Origin of the sequence: Streptomyces sp. NPDC017529 (assembly GCF_044329785.1) — a bacterium.
In the GTDB taxonomy this organism is placed as follows: domain Bacteria; phylum Actinomycetota; class Actinomycetes; order Streptomycetales; family Streptomycetaceae; genus Streptomyces.
Window position 1 is genome coordinate 30,193 of record NZ_JBIRJY010000024.1, and the last position, 20,764, is coordinate 50,956.

Consider the following 20,764-nt stretch of genomic DNA (forward strand, 5'->3'; position numbering starts at 1 on the left):
GCGCGTCGAGGCACAGAGTGACCTTCGGAGTTCAAGGCGGTTTGGAGGCGGATTCGACGCCGGAGCCACCGCGGCGGGCGGCCCGGCGCGCACCGGGCGGAGACGCGGCGCCGGACCGCGAATCCCTCAGGCGGACTGCCGCCCGGTCCCGAACTCCGTCGCGGGCCGGGCGTCCAGCTTCTCGCGCAGCCGGCGCAGCACCGCGATCGTGACGCGCATGTCCTCGGCCGGCACGTCCTCGGCCAGGTACTCCAGCCACCGCCGTTCCAGCGGGCGCAGATCGTCCAGCGCCTGCCGGCCGCTCGGGGTGAGTTCGACCAGCGGGCTGCGCTGGTCCTGCGGGTTGGGCCGGGTCGTCACGACGCCCTCGGCCCGCAGCCGCTCGACGGTCTGCTGGACCGCCTGCCGCCGCAGCCCCCGTTCGCGGGCCAGGCGGGCGACCGTCGAGGGACCGTTCAGCAGCAGTCCGGCGACCTGCCAGCGCGCCGAGGTGAGCCCCGCGTGGGCGGTGAGGCTGTCGCCTTCGCGGAGCAGGCGGCCGTTGACCGCGAAGACCTCGGCGGTCACCTCGATCAGGGCGTCCACGTCAGGGGCTGAGGAATCCATGGGCACAGGGTATGTCCCCGCCGGAGAACGACAAGACCTTGTCAAAACTGTCGTCGGTGATTACGCTCGGCACCCGGCCTTGGTGCCGACGGTGAACAACGTGTGGGTACGGGGCCGGAACCACCGGCCTGGAGAGTGAGGAACCGTGTCATCCGCAAATCCGGGCCCGGCGGGCGCGGTCGACCAGGCAGGCGGGGCGTTCACGCACCGGCAGATCCTGACGGCCATGTCGGGACTGCTGCTGGCCGTGTTCCTCGCGGCCCTGGACCAGACGGTCATCGCCACCGCGATGCGCACCATCGCGGACGACCTCCACGGCCAGACCGAGCAGGCCTGGGCGACGACGGCCTACCTCATCGCCTCCGTGCTGGCGATGCCGTTCTACGGCAAACTCTCCGACATCTACGGGCGCAAGCCCATGTACCTGATCTCCATCGCCGTGTTCGTGGTGGGCTCGGTCCTCTGCGGCACGGCCGGCTCGATGGCGGAACTGGCCCTCTTCCGGGCGGTCCAGGGCCTGGGCGGCGGCGGGCTGATGTCGCTGCCCACCGCCGTGGTCGCCGACCTGGCCCCGGTGCGCGAGCGCGGCCGCTACTTCGCCTTCCTCCAGATGGCGTGGGTCGTGGCCAGCGTCGTCGGCCCGCTGGCGGGCGGCTTCTTCGCGGAGGCCGGCCAGGTCTTCGGCGTCGAAGGATGGCGCTGGGTGTTCCTGCTCAACGTGCCGCTGGGCCTGCTGGCGCTGGTCACCGTACGCAAGGCCCTCGCCCTGCCGCACGAGAGGCGGGAGCACCGGATCGACGTGCTGGGGGCGGCGGCGCTGGCACTGTTCCTGGTGCCCCTGCTGATCGTGGCCGAACAGGGCCGCTCCTGGGGCTGGGGCTCGCCGGCCGCCCTCGTCTGCTTCGCGCTGGGCGCGGCCGGGCTGGCGCTGTTCATCCCCGTCGAGCTGCGGCGGGGCGAGGAGGCCGTACTGCCCCTGGGGCTCTTCCGGCGGGGCGGCATCGCCCTGTGCTCGGCCGTCAACTTCACCATCGGCGTCGGCATCTTCGGCACGGTGACCACCCTGCCGCTGTTCCTCCAGATGGTGCAGGGACGGACACCGACCCAGGCCGGGCTGGTGGTCATCCCGTTCATGCTGGGCACCATCGCCTCCCAGGTGGTCTCCGGCAAGCTCATCGCGGCCTCGGGCCGGTTCAAGAAACTGGCCGTCGTCGGCCTGGGCTCCATGGCCGGCGCGCTGCTGACCATGGCCACCGCCGGCGCGGAGACCCCGATGTGGGGCATCGTCCTGATCGTCCTGTGGCTCGGCGTCGGCATCGGCCTGTCCCAGACCGTCATCACCCTCGCCATGCAGAACGCGGCTCCCAAGAACCAGCTCGGGGTGGCGAACGGCGCGTCCGGGCTGTGCCGGCAGATCGGCGGCTCCACCGGCATCGCGGTCCTGTTCTCCGTCATGTTCGCGGTGGCGCTCGGGCGCCTCGCCGACCTGCTGCACACCCCGCGCTTCGAGCGCCTCCTGACGGATCCGACGATCACCGGCGACCCCGCCAACCACCGCTTCCTGGACATGGCCGAGTCGGGACAGGGCGCCGGGATCAACCTCGACGACACGTCCCTGCTGAACGGCATCGACGCCCGGCTGCTCCAGCCGGTGACGGAGTCCTTCGCCCACGGCTTCCACGTCATGTTCCTCGCCGGCGGCGCGGTGCTGCTGGTCGGCTTCGTCCTGACCTGGTTCCTGCGCGAACTCCAGGAGGAGACGGCGCCGGAACCGGAGCAACCGGCCGAAAGCGGTGCGGGGGCGGGCGGCGGGCGGCTGCCCGCGCCGGACGCCTGACCGCACGGGAACCGGCGGCCCGCCGCGCCCCGCGACCACCGGCCGGGGCGCGGAACGGCCGATTCCCGGCACCGGACCGGCCGGTTCCCCCCTTTCCCGGACTCCTCGACGGTGCGGTCTGCCACCAAGGTTGCAGTTTCTCCTTCCGGTTTCCGCTGCCGGGCTTCACTTCCGTTGCCTTCGCTTGGGCCGCCGTCCCGCCGCCGTTAGCGTCTGGTCCCGTTCGGCCGACGGCGTGACCACGACATTCAGCGGAGGCGGGAAACCATGGACTTCAAGGCACTGGGCCCCATACGGGCCGTCAACGACCGGCTGGCGTACACCCCGACCGCTCCGAAGGTGAAACAGGTGCTCGCCCTGCTGGTGATGCGGGCGAACCAGATCGTCAGCCTGGAATCCATCCTCGACGAACTGTGGGGCGACGCCCTTCCGCGCACCGCCGTCACCACCGCCCAGACCTACATCTACCAGCTGCGCAAGGACTTCATCGAAGAGCTGGGAGCGGACCCGCAGGAGCGCTCCATCGTCACGGCGCCCCCCGGCTACCTGCTCCACGCCCCCGAGGAGTCGCTCGACACCCACCACTTCGCCCGGCTGGCCGACCGGGCCCAGGCCAGCTACGCCGGGCACGACGCCGAAGGCGCGGTCCGGTGGGCCGAGGCGGCACTGCGGCTGTGGCGCGGCACGCCCCTCGCCGATGTGCCCTGCGGGAGGGCGCTGCGGGACTACGTGAGCAACCTCGACGAGCGGCGCGTCTCCGTACGCAAACTCCGCATCCAGGCCGCCATGGACCTCGGCAGGTACGGCGAGCTGATCACCGACCTGCGGTCCCTGGTCATGGAATACCCGTACGACGAGTGGTTCCACGCACAGCTCATGCTGGCCCTGGGCAAGGCGGGCCGGCGGGGCGAGGCACTGCACGTCTACCACAAGGTGCGCCGCCTCCTGCGGGACGAACTCGGCCTCGACCCCTCGTACGACCTGCAACGCGCGCAGGAGGAGGTCCTCAAGTCCGCGTCGTGACGGGGCGCGTTGTACGCTCCCTCGCGTTCACGGACGCGTACAGGCGAGCGGCAGGCACATGGTCACCACCGAGACACTCGCGCGGATTTCCGCCATCGGCCCCTACTTCGCGGTCTCCTGCGGGCCCCGGCCGGACGCCACGCGGTTCCGACCGCTCGCCGGCCTCTACCAGGAGCGGGCGCTGCTGTCGGAGCGCGTCACCGAGGTCGGGCAGCGGATCGGCACCGGCCGGCGGCGCGTGGCCGCCTCCACCTTCCACCTCGGTACGGCCGCCCGCCTGTGGTCGGTCGCCCTGGCCGGTGCGGCGCTGACCGGGCAGGTACCCGACCTCGACCCTGAAGGGCTCTGGTGGCGGGCGCCCGAGTCCGGCCCCATCGACCTCTGGATGCCCGAGGCGGCCGCGACCGTCGGCGGCGACACGGCCGACGCGGTGCACACGGCCGTCGTCGTACGGAACCTGCTGCCCCTGGGCGCCGCTCTGGAGCGGAACTACGGCCTGTCACCGCTCGTCATGCGAGGCAACGTCGCCTCGGCGCTGGTCGGCACCGTACGGGTGCTCCAGTCCTGCGCCCCCGACCTGCCGCACCCGCCGCTCGCGCTCGCGACGGCGCTCCTGGGACGCGAACCCCTCAAAGACGCGGGCGTGCTCACCACCCGTCCCCTCGCCTACCGCCGCCACAGCTGCTGCCTCTACTACCGCGTCCCGGGTGGCGGCTTGTGCGGCGACTGCGTTCTCCACCGCGCGAAGCGCCGGACATAAGCCCTACACCGGAGGGTCAGAGCCTAATGCCGGGTGGAGGGCGCGGAGCAGCCTCAGTTCCGCTCCGCGCCCGTCCGACGGCAGCCGGGACCCTCACCCCGGCGGCACACCGGGGCCCCTCAGCCCCGGTTGTACGGAGCCACCGCTCGGCGGACCAGGGAACGGGCGTAGGCGTCGGCAGTGAAGAACTCCGCACGCCTTCCTCGCCGGGCGGCCCCGGTCAGTTCGGTGGTGGACACGCGCGTCTCCTTGGCGGGCAGAGGGAGGGTGCCCGGCGCTGGGCGGGTTCGTTGGTGTGAAGTGTGCGAACGACTGGCACGTAATGCCCGACCTTCTGCTGCACGGACCCGCGAGACGAGTCGAAGTCCGCTGGCCGTACGAAGACTCTGGCAGTGGCACTATGTGCCATCAAGCGTGGACCGCTGCCAACTTCTGCGCATCTTCCCCGCGGCGATTGCCAAGTTAGCCAACCTTCCGGGATCGGCCGGCGCCGCCTAGTCTTGAGCTTCGTCGTGAAGGAGTCCCGGTGAGCAAGACCTATGCGGGTGCGCGGCTGAGGCGGCTGCGCGAGGAGCGCGGACTCAGCCAGGCGGAGCTGGCGCGGAGGCTGGAGATATCGCCCAGCTACCTCAACCAGATGGAGCACGACTCCCGGCCGCTCACCGTCCCGGTACTGCTGCGCCTGACCGAGACGTTCGGCGTCGACGCGGCCTTCTTCTCGGAGCGGGACACCAGCCGGCTCGTCGCCGACCTCAGGGAAACCCTCGCGAACGAGGTCGCCGAAGCCCGGGTCTCACCGTCCGACCTGGCGCAGCTGGCGCACCGGATGCCGGCCGTGGCCGCGGTCCTGGTGGAACTCGGCCGGCGCAACCACGCCCTCACCGAGCAACTGGCCGTGGCGGCGGAGGGCCGGGACGGCGCCGCGGCGTCCGTGCCGCGCTCGCCGCACGAAGAGATCCGGGACTTCTTCTACCGGCGGCAGAACTACCTCCACGACGCCGACCTGGCGGCGGAGGACCTGGCCCACGCCATCGGCATCCGACCGGGCGAGGTGCTCCAGGCGCTGTCCGCACGGCTCACCGGACACCACGGGATACGCGTCGCACCGGACTCGGCGCAGCCGCACCACTACGACCCCGCCGCCCGCGTCCTGCATCTGTCCGGCCGGCTGCGTCCGGGGCAGCAGGCGTTCCGTATGGCCACCCAGCTCGCCCTGCTCGAATACGGCGACGAACTGTCCACGCTGGCCGCCGAGGACTTCCCGGAGGGCTCCGACACCTGGTCGCTGGCCCGGATCGGCGTGGCGAACTACTTCGCCGCCGCACTGGTCCTTCCCTACCGCGCCTTCCACACGGCCGCCGAGGAGGCCCGCTACGACATCGAGCGGCTCACCGACCGGTTCGGGCTCGGCTACGAAACCGTCTGCCACCGCCTGAGCACCCTTCAGCGCCCGCGGCTGCGCGGAGTCCCGTTCTCCTTCGTACGCGTCGACCGCGCCGGCAACATGTCCAAACGCCAGTCCGCCACCGGCTTCCACTTCTCCCGCGCCGGCGGCACCTGCCCCCTCTGGAACGTGTACGAGGCGTTCGCCGCTCCCGGCCGCATCCACGTCCAGGTCGCGGCCATGCCGGACGGACAGCGCTACCTGTGGACCGCCCGTGCCGTCACCCGCCACCGCGGCGGCTGGGGCGAGCCCGGCAAGACCTTCGCCATCGGCCTCGGCTGCGAGATCCGCCACGCCTCCCGGCTGGTCTACTCCGACGGCCTCGACCTCGACAACGCCTCCGCCGCCACGCCCATCGGCATGGGCTGCCGCATCTGCGAACGTCTCGACTGCCCCCAGCGCGCCGTACCCCCGCTGGGCCGGCCGCTGGCCATCGACGAGAACAGCAGCACCTTCGTGCCGTATCCCGTGACCGGCGACGGGGGCCGGGACGCGCGGTGACCCCAACGTGAGCTGTCAGACCGGCTCTTGTGGTCGCGCAGCGCGGAAAGTACGCCGGTACGCCGACGGGACGACCCCCGCCTCCGTCGCCAGGTGCCGCCGCAGCGAGGTGGCGGTGGCGAAGCCGACCTCGGGGGCGATCCGGTCCACCGGCATGTCGCTGGACTCCAGCAGATGCCGCGCCCGCCGCAGCCGCTGCTGGGTCAGCCAGCGGCCGGGGCTCATGCCGGTCTCCTCCCGGAAGCGCCGGGCGAAGGTACGGGGGCTCATCGCCGCGGCCGGCGGTGTCGGCCATCTCGCCGTGCAGATCGCCAAGGAGCGCGGCGCGCACGTCACCGGGACGGCGAGCGTGCCCAAGCACGGCTTCCTGCGCGAGCTCGGCGCGGACGCCTGCGTCGACCACCGCTCCGAGGACTTCACCGACACGGAGGAGCGCTACGACGTCGTCCTCGACGCCCTCGGCGGGGAGACCGCCACCCGTTGCGTGGGCGTACTCCGCCCCGGCGGCATCCTCGTCTCCCTGCTGCCGGGCGCCGAGGACATCCGGGCCGCGGCGGAGAAGGCACGGGTACGCGCCGTCACCCTGCTCGTCGAGCACGACCGGGCCGGGATGCAGGCCATCGCCGGCCTCGCCGAAGGGGCCCGGGCCCACGTCCAGGGGGAGACGGGCCGCACCACGGGCAAGCTGGTCATCACCGTGCGCTGAGTCCGTTGTGACGGCCGGGGGGCGCCCGAGCACGCCCTCCCGGCCGTCACCCGTTCAGGAGGAGGGAAGCTCCGCCCGGACGGTCCGCGCGGCGGTGACGAGGTTCTCCAGCGAAGCGCGGGTCTCCGGCCAGCCGCGGGTCTTCAGACCGCAGTCCGGGTTGACCCACAGGCGCTCGGCCGGGATGGCGCCGAGGCCCGCGCGCAGCAGGTCCGCCGCCTCCTCGGCGCTCGGCACGCGGGGGGAGTGGATGTCGTACACGCCGGGGCCGGCCTCACGGGGGTAGCCGTGTGCGGCCAGTTCGCGGGCCACCTGCATGTGGGAGCGGGCGGCCTCCAGGCTGATGACGTCGGCGTCGAGATCGTCGATGGCCTGGACGACGTCGCCGAACTCGGCGTAGCACATGTGCGTGTGGATCTGGGTCCGGTCGCGCACCCCGCTGGTGGTGAGGCGGAACGCCTCGGTGGCCCAGGCCAGGTAGGCGGCGTGGCCGGCGGCGCGTAGCGGCAGCGTCTCGCGCAGCGCCGGCTCGTCCACCTGGATGACCGAGGTGCCGGCCGCCTCCAGGTCGCCGACCTCGTCGCGCAGGGCCAGCGCCACTTGGCGGGCGGTGTCGCCGAGCGGCTGGTCGTCGCGGACGAAGGACCAGGCGAGCATGGTGACCGGGCCGGTCAGCATGCCCTTGACCGGCCGGTCGGTGAGCGACTGCGCGTACCGGGTCCAGCGCACCGTCATCGGCTCGGGCCGCGAGATGTCACCCGCGAGGACCGGCGGACGGACATAACGCGTGCCGTACGACTGGACCCAGCCGTGCTGGGTGGCGAGGTAGCCGACGAGCTGTTCGGCGAAGTACTGCACCATGTCGTTGCGTTCGGGCTCGCCGTGGACGAGGACGTCGAGGCCCGCCTTCTCCTGGAAGGCGAGGACGTCGCGGATCTCGTTCCTGATGCGCTCCTCGTACCCGGCCGTGTCGATGCGCCCCGCACGCAGGTCGGCCCGGGCGGCCCGCAGTTCGGCGGTCTGCGGAAAGGAGCCGATGGTGGTGGTGGGCAGCAGGGGCAGGCCCAGGTGGGCGCGTTGGGCGGCGGCCCGCTCCGCGTACGGCGCGGCACGGCGGCCGTCGGCGTCGGTGACGGCGGCGGCCCGCTCGCGTACGACGGGGTCGTGGGTGATCGCGGAACCGGCGCGGGAAGCCAGGTCCGCGCGGTTGGCGGCCAGGTCGGCGGCGATCGTGTGCGTCCCCTGTGCGAGTCCGCGGGCGAGCGTGGCGATCTCGGCGGTCTTCTGCTTGGCGAACGCCAGCCAGCGCAGGACCTGCGGGTCGATGTCCCGCTCGGCGGCGGCGTCGAGCGGAACGTGCAGCAGGGAGCAGGACGCGGCCACGTCGACCCGGCCGGCCAGGCCCAGCAGGGTCCCGAGCGTGGCCAGCGACTTCTCGTAGTCGTTGATCCAGACGTTGCGGCCGTTGACGACTCCGGCGACCAGGCGCTTGTCGGGCAGGCCGCCGACGGCCGCGAGCGCGTCCAGGTTGCCGGCGGCGGCCTCGGTGAAGTCCAGCGCCAGGCCGTCGACGGGGGCCTTGGCGAGGACGGGCAGCGCCTCACCGAGCTGGTCGAAGTACGAGGCGACCAGCAGCTTCGGGCGGTCGGCGAGGGCGCCCAGCACGCGATAGGCGCGCTCGGCGGCGTTGAGTTCGGCCGGGGTGCGGTCCTGTACGAGGGCGGGCTCGTCCAGCTGCACCCATGAGGCGCCGGCCGCGCGGAGGTCGGCCAGTACCTCCGCGTAGACGGGAAGGAGCCGGTCGAGCAGGGTCAGCGGGTCGAAGCCGGCGGCGACGCCGGGGGCGGGCTTGGCCAGCAGGAGGTAGGTGACCGGGCCGACGAGCACCGGGCGCGGCGTGTGCCCGAGGGCGAGCGCCTCCTTCAGCTCGCCCACCTGCTTGGCGGAGTGCGCGGCGAAAACCGTGTCGGGCCCCAACTCCGGTACCAAGTAGTGGTAGTTGGTGTCGAACCACTTGGTCATTTCCAGCGGCGCCACGTCCTGCGTGCCGCGCGCCATCGCGAAGTAGCCGTCCAGGGCGCCGGCCGCGACGGCGGCACGGTGCCGGTCCGGGACGGCGCCGACCATGACGCTGGTGTCCAGGACATGGTCGTAGTACGAGAAGTCACCGGTCGGTACCTCGTGGATGCCGGCGTCGGCCAGTTGCTGCCAGTTCGAACGGCGCAGGTCCTTGGCGGTCTCCAGCAGGGCGTCCGCGGTGACGCGGCCCTTCCAGTAGCCCTCGACGGCCTTCTTCAGTTCCCGGTTCTGTCCCTGGCGGGGGTAGCCGTACACGGTGGCCCGTGCTGCCGCGGCTGCGGGCTTCGCTGTCACGGAACTCTCCTTCGCGAGCGTGATCTTCTCCGAGCCCCGGTGACGGGACGAGAACGCGAAGGAATGGCGGCCCGGACGAGCCGCGGGGCGTCCGATGACGCCCATGCCCGCCTGATGTGGTCGCCGACCCTCCCTCGGGGTCACCGGGACGTCCGCGCACGCATGGACGCGCGCGGGCAACGGGCAGGTCTTCGGACTCGCGGGCCCGTCTGCCGGATCGTCGTCCGGCGGACACCTACTGGCCGTCGCTTCCCGGATCCGCGGCCCGGATCCAGTGCGTATGACGGCGGTCGTTCCCGCTCACCGCTGCGGGGCAGTCCCGGATTCCCACCGGGTTCCCTCTTACGACGCGTCTGCCTGGCGGGCAGGGCGAACCAGCTGCACCGGACACAGTAGATCGACCGTGGCCCGCACGGACACCCCTGTTCACATGGCGGTACGTGAGATGGGACACGAGTGCCGCGACCGGCCTACGCGGGCGGCCGCGGACTCACGGTCATGCGGATGTCGTCGGCCGCCCACAGCACGAACCGTTCGACCGGCGTCACCTCGTGCCCCGGCGCGGGCCGGAACCGGAACCGCTTCAGCAGTACGGCCAGGACCAGTTGGGCCTCGACCATCGCGAGAGCGGCGCCTTCGCAGCTGCGCGGCCCGATGCCGAACGGGACGTAGGCCAGCCTCGGCCGCCCGGCCACCTCCCGCGCGAGGAAGCGCTCGGGTACGAACCTCTCGGGTTCGGGCCAGTAGCGGGGGTTCATGTGGACGGCCCAGAACGGATAGAAGACCGTCGTCCCGGCCGGGATCTCGTAACCGCCCAGGGCAAGGTCCTCGGTCGTCTCCCGCGCACCGTACGGGCCGGGCGGGAACAGCCGCATCGACTCCTTCAGGACCATGTCCAGGTACGTGAGCCGCCGCAGGTCGACGTACCCGGGCACCGCCCGGTCGCCGAGCACCCGGTCCAGCTCCTCGGCGACGCGTTCGCCCACGTCGGGGTGGCGCCCCAGCAGATGCAGGGTCCACGAGACGGCAACTCCGGTGGTGTGGTGGGCGGCCAGCAGCGTCACCATGACGGTGTCGCGGATCCGCGCGGGCCGCTCACCGGCCTCGACGAGCGCCCCGACCAGATCGCTCCGGTCGGCGGGGCCGCCGCGGCGGTGCGCCGCGACCACCCGGTCGACCGTCGCGCGGAGGTAGGCGAGGGCCCGCGCCGTCCGCCGGTCCCGTTCCTCCCGCGTCCCCGGAACCGGCACCTGGTAGAGCCGCCCCAGGTATTCGGTGAGCACCTCCTCGAAGGCGGTCACAACGCCGTCCGGGTCCGCGGCGTCGCCTCCCAGCGCGTACTCGCAGATCATCCGCAGCGACAGCGCGGTCAGGTCCTTCTGCAACGCGACGGGCCCGCCGTCGGCCTGCCCGGCCCAACAGTCCGCCAGTGCCGTCGCCAGCGCGGTGAACCGCTCGAAGTGCCGCTCGTGTGAAGGGCGCCCGGCCAGCACCGACAGCAGCAGACGCCGCCACGGGGCGTGCTCGTCGGCCGGCAGCACCTGTAAGTTGCCCGCCTCGCACAGCGGGGCCAGGAACTCGAACAGCCGCTCAGGCCGCTTGTCGATGTGAGCCGTGGCCTCCAGCAGCACGGGGTCGGCGACCGACACGGCCGTCTCGGCGCCCGGGAGCTGGAACCGTACGACGGGCCCGTACTCGGCGTGCAGCCACAACTGGTAGTGGTGCAACCCGCCCGCCGCCGCGACAGCGCCCACCCCGCCGTCCGCCCGGGGTTCGGGGCCCGGAATACGCATGGTCACGCCTCCCAACGGAACTCTGCGACCATCAGGGCACGACGATAACCACGGTTCTCTTCGACGTCGACGGTGTCCTGCCGGACTCGACGGCGGCCCGGGGACACCGCCCGTGACGGGCCGACTCCTGCCTCTCCTACGGCGAGAAGTAGACCCCCGGCGGCACCCCGACCACGCGCCTGAACGCTGCCACGAACGCGCTCGGTGACGCGTAGCCGACCCGCGGGGCCACCGCGGCCACCGTCGCGCCGCCCGCCAGCAGCGGCATCGCGGCCTGGAGGCGTACCCGGGTGCGCCACTGCCCGAACGGCATGCCCGTCTCCGCGGTGAACGCGCGGGCCAGGGTCCGCGCGCTCGCCCCCACTTCCGTGCCCCACTCCGCCAGCGTCCGGCCGTCCGACGGCCGGCTGCGCAGGGCGCGTGCGACGCGGCGCGCCCGGCCGTCGCTGGGCAGCGGCGCCAGTACGGTCGTCACCGACACCGGACGCAACTGGTCGATCAGGACCGCCTCCGCCCGCTCCCTGGCCTCCGCCGGCAGGCCGTCGTCCGCCAGGTACGTGATCAGCTCGCGCAGCAGCGGCGAGACGCCCACGACGGTGGGCGCCGTCCAGTCCACCGGGCAGCGGTCTGGCGCGCACCACAGGCTCCGGCCCACGACCGCGCTGGTCGCCCCCGTCGCGTGCTCGATGCCGGCCGGTATCCACAGCGCCATGGTCGGCGGCAGGATCCAGGTGTTCCCCTGGGCGCGTACGGCGACCACGCCCCGCTCCGCCCAGGCCAGTTGGTGCGTCGTGTGCCAGTGCGTCCCGTACCACTGGCCGTCGTCGACCGCGAAGCTGCCGACGACGACCGCGGTGTGCGGAAACCCGCCGTGCGGTGCCAGGTGTCCGTATCGCGACAGGACCTGTCGCCCCACCTCGTGGTGGACGTCGTCGGCGCTTCTTAGCATCGCAGCATGGCCTCCATGAACCGCGTACACCAATGGATCTGCAGTTCGGACAAGTGGGCACGGGGGGTCGAGCGGAATCTGCTCCCCTGGGCCCTCGACGGAGTGGAACTCGGTACCGAGACCTTGGAGATCGGCCCCGGCTACGGCGCCACCACGCGCGTGCTCGAACGGCGCGTGCCGGGTCGTCTCAGTGTCCTCGAAGTCGACGCCGAGTTCGCCAAGAACCTCCAGAAAACGTATGCGGACCGGGTCGAAGTCGTGCACGGTGACGGGACGTCGATGCCGTTCCCCGACGGCGCGTTCGACGCCGTCGTCTGCTTCACGATGCTGCACCACGTGCCGTCGCCCGGGCAGCAGGACCGCCTCTTCGCCGAGGCCCGTCGCGTGCTGCGCCCCGGCGGCGTCTTCGCCGGGTGCGACGGCCGCGCGAGCGTGCTGTTCCGCCTGCTGCACCTGGGGGACACGTACGTGCCCGTGCCGCCCGAGACCCTGCCGCAACGGCTGCGCGCCGCCGGGTTCGGCCCGGCCGACGTCGCCCTCACCAAGGGCAGGTTCCGCTTTCACGCCACACGCTGAGACCAGCGCTCGGCTCAGTCCCAACCGGAGCCCTCCCGGCAAACACCTTTGGGTTCGCTTCCACGGGGGTGAGGCGGACCGGTACCCGCCACGGCGGGGCACTGCGGGCGGGAGCCCGGCGGGAATCCCCCCGCCGGGCTCCGGGCGCGTCCGCACGTGCGGGCGGCGCGTCGGTCAGTCCGTGATCTCTATCTTCCCGTTGGCGGCCGCCGGCTCCGCGGCCGGTGTGCCGGCCGGGCGGGTCGTGCCGCGCCGGGTGAAGTCCTTGAGGAGTTCGGCGAGGTCGACTCCGGTGGTGGAGCTGAGGAGTTCGACGCCCTGGGCGACGTTGTCGGTGACGGTGCGCGAGAGTCGGCTGGCGCCGTCCGTGGAGATGACGGTCATCTTGTCGACGGCGCTGAGCGGCTCGGACGCCTTGGCGACGACCTGCGGGAGGACCTCGGCCAGCATCTGGATGACGGCCGCGTCCCCGTACTGGGCGAACGCGTCGGCCTTCTTCCTCATCGCCTCGGCCTCCGCCGCGCCCTTCGCGGCGATGGCGGTGGCTTCGGCCTCGCCCTCGATGCGTACGGCGTCGGCGAGCGCGGCCCGCTGCGCCTTCTCGCCCTCGCCGGTCAGGCGGGCGCGTTCGGCGTCCGCTTCGGCCTGCTTGACCAGGGCGACCCGGCGGGCCTCGGCCTCCTGCTCGGCCTGGTAGCGGGCGGCGTCGGCGGGCTTGCGTACCTTGGTGTCGAGTTCGCGGTCGGTCAGCGCGGCCTGGCGCTGGGCGACCTTCTCCTGCTCGCCGAGGACTTCCTGACGGCGTGCCGCCTCGGCGAGCGGCCCCGCCGCGTCGGCCTTGGCGGCGGCCGCCTCGGTCTCGACGCGGATCTCGGCCTGCTTGAGGTAGAAGGTCCGCTCGGCGATGGCAATCTCCTCGGCCGCCTTGAGGCGGGCCTGCTCGGAGGCGCGCTTGGCGATGGCCTCGGCGATGTCGGCCTCCTGGCGGGCGCGGGCGGCCTCGGGCCGTCCCAGGTCCTCCAGGTAGGAGCCCTCGGTGGTGATGTCCTGGATCTGGAAGGCGTCGAGGATCAGCCCCTGGCCCGACAGGCTCGTCTCGGCCTCCTCGGCGACCTGCCCGGCGAAGGCGGCACGGTCGCGGATGATGTCCTCCACGGCCATGCGGCCGACGATGGCGCGCAGCGCCCCGGAGAGCACTTCCTGCGTGAAGCCGACGATGCCGTCCTGCTGCTGGAGGAAGCGCTGCGCGGCGGCCCGGATGGCGTCCTCGTTGCCGCCGACCTTGACGATCGCCACGCCTTCGAGGTTGGCCTTGACGCCGCGCAGGGTGACGGCGCCGCGGACGGCGATGGGGATGTGCCGGCTGGACAGGTCGAGGGTGAAGCGCTGCTGGACGAAGGGGACGACGAAGACGCCGCCGCCGACCACGACCTTCTGGCCGCTGTTGTCGATCGAGATGCGGCCGGTCTCCGGGTCGGTGGACTTCTTGCCGCGCCGGCCGGTGATGATGAAGGCCTCGCTGGGCCCGGCGACCTTGTATCGCGTGATCACGACGAGCGCGAGCAGGACGAGGAGTACGACGACTCCCACCACGGCGATGACGACTTCATTCATGACGAATTCCCCCCTGCCACCCGGGGGACGGCAGATCGAATGGGTTGATCGGGTTGTTCCGTTGGCCGGCGGGTCAGCGTTCGACGCGGCGGACGGCGACTGACGTGCTGGACAGCGTCGCCTCCACCCAGATCTCGGCGCCGCGCTCGACCGGTGCCGCGCACCTGGCGGCCAGCTTCACGGGCTGGCCGGACCAGCGCAGCAGCACCTCGCCGTACCCGTCGGCCGGAATGGCGGTGACCACCGATCCCGTACTGCCGACCAGGTCGGCGCCGCGCGGCGTGTCGGCGGTCTGATGCCGCATCAGCGCACGGCTGCCCTGCCACGTCAGCCGGCCGGCTACGAGCCCGGCGAGGACCCCGGCGGCCGTGGCCACGCCGGCCCCGGCCCCGGTAGTGCCGAGCACGATGGCACCGGTGAAGCCGAGCATCGAGACGAACCCCGCGATGACCGGGAGCGACAGCAGCCCGTCGAGCGGTGCGTCCAGGACGCCGCCGAGCAGTCCTTCGAGCAGTCCGTCGAAGAGCAGCGAAAGCGCCAGGAGGACGACACCCGCAATGCCGAGACCGAGAAACCAAGGCACTCTCGACCACCTCCCTGACACGTCGAAATCTGTGATCAGGTGGATGGTGACATGGGTGCTTGAGACGCGACATTGCCAGAACCCGGCAATCTTAACGCGTTCTTGATGCCTGACTCTGACGGATCGTGTGGCGTGTTCTGCGGGAGGCGCGTCCGGGCCCCCGCGGCCGGGAATCGTCCTCCAGCGCGCCGGTTTCACCATGCGGGAAGCGGCCGGCACATGGCGGGGGATCGCCGGTGCGGTGGCGCTGACCGGCGTCGCCGCACTCGTGGTTGCGGCGGTGCCCGCCGGCGCGGTGCCCGCCGGGCCGCCGGTCGGCCCCGGCGAGGTGGTGCCCGGGGCGTGGACGTCCTGGGCGGGCAGTATGTGGTGCGGATGGAACGCAAGGGCGGCGACCGCGTCGTCACCGGGACTTCGGGCAAGTACTTCACCGGGCTGACGGCCGGCGTGGAGCCCGAGGTGGACGAGGCGCCGGCCGCCGCACGGCCGAGGAACCGGGGTCAAGGGCTCCGGCGTCAAGTACGACGGGAAGGCCGTCGAGCTCCCCGTGGCGTACGACGAGTCGCGCACGGCCTACGTGCTGCGCGACCACACCCGCATGGCGAACAGCAGCAAGAACACGCTGTCCACGTTTACGACTACTACAAGCAGCGGCACGGCCGCGACAGCCTGGACGGCCGGGGCATGGCCGTCAACTCGCTGGTGGCCGTGACGCAGTTCGGGCAGCCGTACACCAACGCCTGCTGGAACGGCGCCAAGATGGTCTACGGGGCCGACGACGCCGAGTACCGTACGCTCTCCGACGGACAGCCCCGACTCCGGGCTGCTGGGGGAGTCGCTGTGCCGGAACAAGCCAGGGTCAGGCTCAGCGCTCCGACCGTGGTGGACGTGCACGACGAGCACGACCTGCGCACCGGATACCCGTCCATCAGCCGGGGCAGGATCGCGTACGGCACGATCCGCGGCACCGGCTCGGCCCGCACCTACGGGGTCGAGGTGTACGACGTGCAGACGGGAAAGCGGACGGAGATGGGACAGCTCGGAACCCCCGCGGGCGTCGGGCAGACCGCGATCAACGGCACGCACGTCTTCTGGCTGGTCCCCGGGTGGCCGGCAGGTGGTGTGGCTCGACGGGTGGCCGGCGCGGGTCGGCCACCCGGTCGGCGGCGGACGCCCGGCCGCGCTCCGTGCAGGCGCTTGCCGTCGCCTCACACGCCCCGGGCGTCCCGGATCGCGTTCACCAGTCCGGTGACCAGGTGCGCCCGCTCCGCCATGGCGTCGACCACCACGTACTCGTGGTCGGCGTGCGCGCCGCCGCCGACCGCCCCGAGGCCGTCGAGCGTCGGCACCCCCAACGCCGCCGTGAAATTGCCGTCGCTGCCGCCGCCGACCGCCTTGCCCTCGATCCCCGGCAGCAACCGCCGTGCCATCGCGAACAACTCCGCCGACGCCGACTCCGGCATCGGCGGCCGGCCCACGGACCCCCGGACCTCGATCTCCGCCCCCTCCACGTGCGGGACCAGCGCCGCGAATCCCGCCTCGACCCGCTCCTTCTCCCCGGCCGACTCGACGCGGACGTCGACGTGCACCGTCGCCTCCGCCGGGACCACGTTGTCCGAGGTCCCCGCCGATGCCACCGTGGGCGTCACCGTCGTCCCGGCCTCCGGTCGGCTCAGCGCGGCGACGGCCAGCACCTGGTGCGCGGCCTCGACCAACGCGTTCACCCCGGCGGCCGGTTCCAGTCCCGCGTGCGACGCCCGGCCCTTGATGTGCACCTGAAAGCTGCCGCACCCCTTGCGCCCCGTCTTCAAGCCTCCGCCGTCGGCCGCGCCTTCGAACACCAGCACGGCGCCGCAGGCCCGGGCCCGCTCCTCGATCAGAGCCCGCGAGGAAGCCGAACCGACCTCCTCGTCGGCGGTCACCAGGACCTCCACACCCGACAGGTCGTCCAACGCCGCCAGGCCGTGCACGGCCTGCACCAGACCACCGAGCATGTCGAAGACCCCGGGGCCTGTCGCACGCCCGTCCGCCACCCGGAACGGACGCCGCTCCAGCGTGCCCAACGGGAACACCGTGTCGTGGTGGCCGAGGACCAGCACCCGGGGCTCGCCGCCGCCCGACCAGTGCACGTGCGGCCCGGCCGCGCTCTCCACCAGGGTGGCCTGCCCGCCCAACCGGCTCTCGACGACCGCCGCCACAGCCCTGGCCGAAGCGTTCAGGGCCTTCAGATCACGCGACGGGGACTCGACCTCGACGAGCGTCCGCAAGTCCTCAAGCATCGCGTCGACACTCACACCGGCACTCTTGTGCATCCTCATGCCCGAAGGATACGGAGCACGGGAGACACGGAGCGCGCGCCTGTCTCCGGGCCGGCCGGGTGGCGTCAGACGCCGTGGGTTGGGCGTCCCGCCGGGTGCGGTGGGGTCCTCGGGGCTGTCCGGGAACGCGTCGAACAAGAACGCACCGACCAGTCCGTCAGGCGGTCGGCCGGCGGCCCGCAGAACCGTATGCGTCATTTTCCACCTCCCCGCGGCGGAATGGCCGCCGGAGCGATCGCGTACGAAGTCCTTCGGCAGCGGCAGCCCAAGCCGCCTGGCGCATACCGTTCCATGCGGTCCGTCGGCCGCTGATCGGTTCACTCGAAGTGGCGGCGGGGGTTTTCCACCAGCATCGTGTCGATCTCGTCCTCGCCGACACCCGCCGCGCGCAGCGCCGGGAGGACGTCTTCGCTGATGTGCCGGTGGTTCCAGTTCGCTCCCATGTCCTTCGGGTCGTCGAAGAAATCGATGTAGCACGAGGCGTCGTGCGAGAGCACCAGGCTTTCCGCGTAGCCACGGCGGACGAGTTCCACCACGGTGGCGACCCGCGGCCCGAACGGCAGGAAGACGTCGGCACCGAACCGGTCCATGCCCAGCAGCGAGCCGTTGTCGGCGAGTTCGGTGAGGTATTCCAGGTCGGTCGAGTCCCCCGAGTGGCCGACGATGATTTTCGCCGGGTCCACGCCCTCTTCCGTCAGGAGCCGCTGGGCCACCAGGCCGGACCGGGAAGCGGCGTGGGTGTGCACGGTGACCGGTGCGCCCGTCTCGACACCGGCCCGTGCCACCGCGCGCATGGTCCGCTCCACGCCGTGGGTCAGTCCCGGCTCGTCGATGGCGCACTTGAGGAAGGCCGCGCGTACTCCGGTGCCGGCGATGCCTTCGGTGATGTCCCGGACGAACAGTTCGGTCAGGGGCTCGGGCCGGTCGAAGGTCTCGCCGGGGCCGCGGTAGGCGAACTGCTGCGGCATGTCGTTCCACGTGTACAGCCCGGTGGCGACGATGATGTTGAGGTCCGTGCGCCGTGCCACGTTTTGGATGCGCGGGATGCAGCGGCCGAGTCCGAGCACGGTCGGGTCCATGATCGAGTCGATGCCCAGGGCCTTGAGCCCGTTGAGGTCGGCGACCGCCTGGTCGACCTTTTCCGCCTCGTCCCATTCCCGGTCGTAATTGATCCGGTATTCCTCCCCGAGGACGAATACGTGCTCGTGCACGAGTGTCTTTCCGAGTCGGGCGGAGTCGATGTCACCGGCCGCCGTGGGAATCGTGCTCATGGTCTCTCCTCGTCGCGTGGGAGCCATGGTGGGCCCGGTCAGCGGCGGCAGCTGCGCGCCGCGCCCGTGCCCGGGGCTTCGAGACGCCCGCCTGGCTCCTCAGGGCCGCCCGGGTCCCCGGTCCGGGCGGAAGAGCACCCACAGGAGGAAGGGGCCGCCGAGCACGCTGGTGACCACGCCGACGGGAATCTCGACGGGCGCGATCACCCGGCCCAGCGCGTCGGCACCGGCGATCAGGACGCCGCCCACCAGGCCGGAGGCCAGCACCGGTACGCGCGAGCGGCCGCCGAGCCGGTCGGCTAGCACGGGAGCGGCCAGCGCGACGAAGGCGATGGGACCGCCGATGCCCGCGGCCACGCCGGAGAGCAGCACGGCGAGCGCCAAGGCGAGGGCGCGGACCCGGCGGACGGGTACGCCGAGTCCGGCGGCGGTGTCGTCGTCGAAGCGCAGCAGTTGCAGCCGGTTCCCGGCGGCCAGGGCGAACGGGAGCAGGACGAGCAGGACCACCAGCAGCGGCGTGCCCACCGACCAGTCGCGCCCGCTGAGGCTGCCGACCGTCCAGAGGAAGACGCCGCCGGCGGTGTTGTCGTTCTGGCGGGACATCACGAGGTCGGTGACGGCCCCGACGACGGTCGAGACGCCGATGCCGACGACGAGGACGCGGTGGCCCCGGTGGCCTGCGCCGCCCGCGCACAGGACGACGAGCGCGGCGGCCAGCACCGCGCCGACCGGGCCCAGCCACCATTCGCCGATCATGCCCGTGGACGAGCCGACGACGGAGGCGACGACGGCCGCCGTGGCGCCCTCGTTGACGCCGATGACGTCGGGGGTGGCAAGCCGGTTGCCGGCGAGTGTCTGGGTGAGGCAGCCGGCGATGCCCAGCGCGGCGCCGACCATGACGCCGACGGCGATCCGCGGCAGCCGGAAGTCCTGGACCAGCATCACCGTCGCGGAGTCGCCCGTACCGAACAGGCCCGAGAGCGTCTCGGAGAAGCTCATGCCAGTGGAGCTGGCGAACGTGCCCAGCGCCACGAGGACCAGGATCAGCGCCCCGAGCGCGGCGGCGACCAGCGAGCCCCGGCGGGGGAAGAGCCAGGAGAAGGCACCGGTCCGTACGACGAGGCTGTCGGGCGGCGTCACGTCGGGGGCGGCGGCAGCCGGGCGCCGGGAGGGCGTCCGGCCGGCGGTCGTCGGCTCCGTCATGCCGTGCCTCCCGCCGTGGACATCCGCCGGGAGCGGGCGATCCAGATCAGCAACGGTCCGCCGACGAAGGCGAGGAGCACGCTCACGGGGGTCTCCCAGGGGCGGATGGCGACGCGGGCGAAGACGTCGGCCGCGATCATCACGTCGGCGGCGATCAGTGCGGAGAGGGCGAGCTGCGCGGCGACGCGCGGTCCGGTGACGGCGCGGGCGGCGTGCGGGGCCAGCAGGCCGAGGAAGGCGATGGGGCCGGCGATCGCCACGGCGGAACCGGCCAGCAGTGTCACCGCCCCGGCGACGACGACGCGTACCCGGCCGGGGCGGTGCCCCAACGACCGCGCGCTGTCGTCGCCGAGGGCCAGGGCGGCCAGCGGGCGGGCGGCGCCGAAGGCGACCAGCAGGCCGGTCACGACGAGCGGGATCAGCGGGTAGGTGTCCGAGGTCTTGACGCCCGCGAGGGAACCGATGGTCCAGTAGCGGAAGGTGTCGAAGGTGGACTGGGTGCTGAGCAGGACGTAGGAGGTCATGCCGTGGAAGGTGGCGCCGAGCGCGGAGCCGGCCAGCACCAGCCGCAGCGGCGACGCCGCGGCCCGGCCCGAGGCGGCCAGGAGCAGGACCACCGCGCTGGCGGTCATGCCCCCGGCGAGCGCCCAGCCCAGCAGGGCGTAGGAGGACTCCGCCCCGAAGTAGGTGAGGCCGATGACGACGCCGAGCGCGGCGCCGGAGTTCACGCCGAGCAGTCCGGTTTCGGCCAAAGGGTTGCGGGTGACGGCCTGGAGGAGGCAGCCGGCGGCGCCGAGGGAGACGCCGACCAGGACGGCGGCGAGGGTACGCGGCAGCCGTACGTCCAGGACGGCGAGCCGCAGTTGGGCGTCGGCGCGGGCGGTCGGTTCGCCCGTGAGGAAGTCCCAGGCGCGCGCGACGGGGCTGGATCCGGTGCCGATGAGCAGGGACAGCAGCACCAGGACGGCCAGGAGGGCGGTCAGGGTGACCGCGGCTGTCAGGATGCGCCGGCGGTGACCGGACGCCCGTGACGGAGGGGGCTGGGTGTCGCCCACGGGGGCCCCGGCCTCTTGCGCAACCAACATAAGGTTAGCCTAACCTAAGGCCTGACCGGGGCTTTCGTCGCCTGACGGGCCCGGAGACCCGGGTCTTCCCGGCATGCCCTGAAACACCTGTTCCGTCACACGCCGCCCCGGCGCCGGACTTC

At 72.5% G+C, this 20,764-nt stretch carries 15 protein-coding genes, 3 pseudogenes and 1 riboswitch; of the genes and pseudogenes, 7 read left to right on the top strand and 11 right to left on the bottom strand.

From position 1 onward, the window contains the following. Window positions 1–126 precede the first annotated feature (126 nt). Window positions 127–606 (bottom strand): MarR family winged helix-turn-helix transcriptional regulator, encoded by a 480-nt coding sequence (locus ACH4K4_RS34240; RefSeq protein WP_398032881.1) that lies wholly within the window; start codon window positions 604–606, stop codon window positions 127–129. A gap of 145 nt (window positions 607–751) precedes the next feature. On the opposite strand from ACH4K4_RS34240, the gene otr(B) reads away from it, so the two are divergent. From otr(B) to ACH4K4_RS34260, 4 genes are all read left to right on the top strand, one after another. After that, complete coding sequence (gene otr(B), locus ACH4K4_RS34245) at window positions 752–2,443, top strand: oxytetracycline resistance efflux MFS transporter OtrB (RefSeq protein ID WP_398172967.1); 1,692 nt, start codon at window positions 752–754, stop codon at window positions 2,441–2,443. 267 nt (window positions 2,444–2,710) lie between these two features. Continuing rightward, window positions 2,711–3,466 carry a BTAD domain-containing putative transcriptional regulator gene (locus tag ACH4K4_RS34250; RefSeq protein ID WP_398172969.1) on the top strand — a complete coding sequence of 252 codons (756 nt, stop codon included), beginning with the start codon at window positions 2,711–2,713 and terminating at the stop codon, window positions 3,464–3,466. Window positions 3,467–3,524: 58 nt separating this feature from the next. Next, window positions 3,525–4,226 carry a (2Fe-2S)-binding protein gene (locus ACH4K4_RS34255; protein WP_398172971.1) on the top strand — a complete coding sequence of 234 codons (702 nt, stop codon included), beginning with the start codon at window positions 3,525–3,527 and terminating at the stop codon, window positions 4,224–4,226. 526 nt (window positions 4,227–4,752) lie between these two features. Beyond that, window positions 4,753–6,171, top strand: a complete 1,419-nt coding sequence (locus ACH4K4_RS34260) for a short-chain fatty acyl-CoA regulator family protein (RefSeq protein ID WP_398172973.1) — start codon at window positions 4,753–4,755, stop codon at window positions 6,169–6,171. Between the two features lie 15 nt (window positions 6,172–6,186). Here the strand turns inward: ACH4K4_RS34260 and ACH4K4_RS34265 are convergent. Then, a pseudogene (locus tag ACH4K4_RS34265) lies at window positions 6,187–6,447 on the bottom strand (helix-turn-helix domain-containing protein); the annotation flags it as partial. Here ACH4K4_RS34265 and ACH4K4_RS34270 point away from each other — a divergent pair. Next, window positions 6,419–6,877: pseudogene (locus ACH4K4_RS34270) on the top strand (zinc-binding dehydrogenase); the annotation flags it as partial. The pseudogenes ACH4K4_RS34265 and ACH4K4_RS34270 overlap by 29 nt on opposite strands. A 54-nt stretch (window positions 6,878–6,931) precedes the next feature. Here the strand turns inward: ACH4K4_RS34270 and metE are convergent. The 3 genes from metE to ACH4K4_RS34285 all read right to left on the bottom strand — a co-directional run bounded on the left by metE (window position 6,932) and on the right by ACH4K4_RS34285 (window position 11,992). Continuing rightward, entirely contained in the window at window positions 6,932–9,250 is a 2,319-nt protein-coding gene (gene metE, locus ACH4K4_RS34275; protein WP_398172975.1) for a 5-methyltetrahydropteroyltriglutamate--homocysteine S-methyltransferase, read from the bottom strand. Window positions 9,251–9,414: 164 nt separating this feature from the next. Further along, window positions 9,415–9,644: riboswitch (cobalamin riboswitch) on the bottom strand. 76 nt (window positions 9,645–9,720) lie between these two features. Continuing rightward, the gene (locus ACH4K4_RS34280; protein ID WP_398173021.1) at window positions 9,721–11,043 is read right to left on the bottom strand and encodes a cytochrome P450; all 1,323 of its coding nucleotides are present in this window, start codon (window positions 11,041–11,043) and stop codon (window positions 9,721–9,723) included. Between the two features lie 136 nt (window positions 11,044–11,179). Continuing rightward, a complete protein-coding gene (locus tag ACH4K4_RS34285) occupies window positions 11,180–11,992 on the bottom strand; it encodes an AraC family transcriptional regulator (protein WP_398172977.1) in 813 nt (270 codons plus the stop codon). A 6-nt stretch (window positions 11,993–11,998) separates the two neighbouring features. On the opposite strand from ACH4K4_RS34285, the gene ACH4K4_RS34290 reads away from it, so the two are divergent. Then, on the top strand, window positions 11,999–12,568 hold the full coding sequence (locus tag ACH4K4_RS34290) for a class I SAM-dependent methyltransferase (RefSeq protein ID WP_398172979.1): 570 nt from the start codon (window positions 11,999–12,001) through the stop codon (window positions 12,566–12,568). 174 nt (window positions 12,569–12,742) lie between these two features. Here the strand turns inward: ACH4K4_RS34290 and ACH4K4_RS34295 are convergent, their stop codons facing one another. Both ACH4K4_RS34295 and ACH4K4_RS34300 read right to left on the bottom strand, forming a co-directional pair. Beyond that, window positions 12,743–14,182 (bottom strand): flotillin family protein, encoded by a 1,440-nt coding sequence (locus tag ACH4K4_RS34295; protein WP_398172981.1) that lies wholly within the window; start codon window positions 14,180–14,182, stop codon window positions 12,743–12,745. A 73-nt stretch (window positions 14,183–14,255) separates the two neighbouring features. Next, the gene (locus ACH4K4_RS34300) at window positions 14,256–14,765 is read right to left on the bottom strand and encodes a hypothetical protein (RefSeq protein ID WP_398172983.1); all 510 of its coding nucleotides are present in this window, start codon (window positions 14,763–14,765) and stop codon (window positions 14,256–14,258) included. 375 nt (window positions 14,766–15,140) lie between these two features. Here ACH4K4_RS34300 and ACH4K4_RS34305 point away from each other — a divergent pair. Beyond that, window positions 15,141–15,488, top strand: a pseudogene (locus tag ACH4K4_RS34305) (hypothetical protein); the annotation flags it as partial. Between the two features lie 485 nt (window positions 15,489–15,973). Here ACH4K4_RS34305 and ACH4K4_RS34310 read toward each other — a convergent pair. The 4 genes from ACH4K4_RS34310 to ACH4K4_RS34325 form a co-directional block, all read right to left on the bottom strand. Continuing rightward, the gene (locus ACH4K4_RS34310; RefSeq protein ID WP_398172985.1) at window positions 15,974–17,083 is read right to left on the bottom strand and encodes a M20 family metallopeptidase; all 1,110 of its coding nucleotides are present in this window, start codon (window positions 17,081–17,083) and stop codon (window positions 15,974–15,976) included. 317 nt (window positions 17,084–17,400) lie between these two features. Then, entirely contained in the window at window positions 17,401–18,354 is a 954-nt protein-coding gene (locus ACH4K4_RS34315) for a phosphotriesterase (protein WP_398172987.1), read from the bottom strand. A 99-nt stretch (window positions 18,355–18,453) separates the two neighbouring features. Beyond that, window positions 18,454–19,557 (bottom strand): FecCD family ABC transporter permease, encoded by a 1,104-nt coding sequence (locus ACH4K4_RS34320; protein WP_398172989.1) that lies wholly within the window; start codon window positions 19,555–19,557, stop codon window positions 18,454–18,456. Next, window positions 19,554–20,642 (bottom strand): FecCD family ABC transporter permease, encoded by a 1,089-nt coding sequence (locus ACH4K4_RS34325; protein WP_398172991.1) that lies wholly within the window; start codon window positions 20,640–20,642, stop codon window positions 19,554–19,556. The genes ACH4K4_RS34320 and ACH4K4_RS34325 overlap by 4 nt, the downstream gene beginning before the upstream one ends. Window positions 20,643–20,764: the final 122 nt, after the last annotated feature.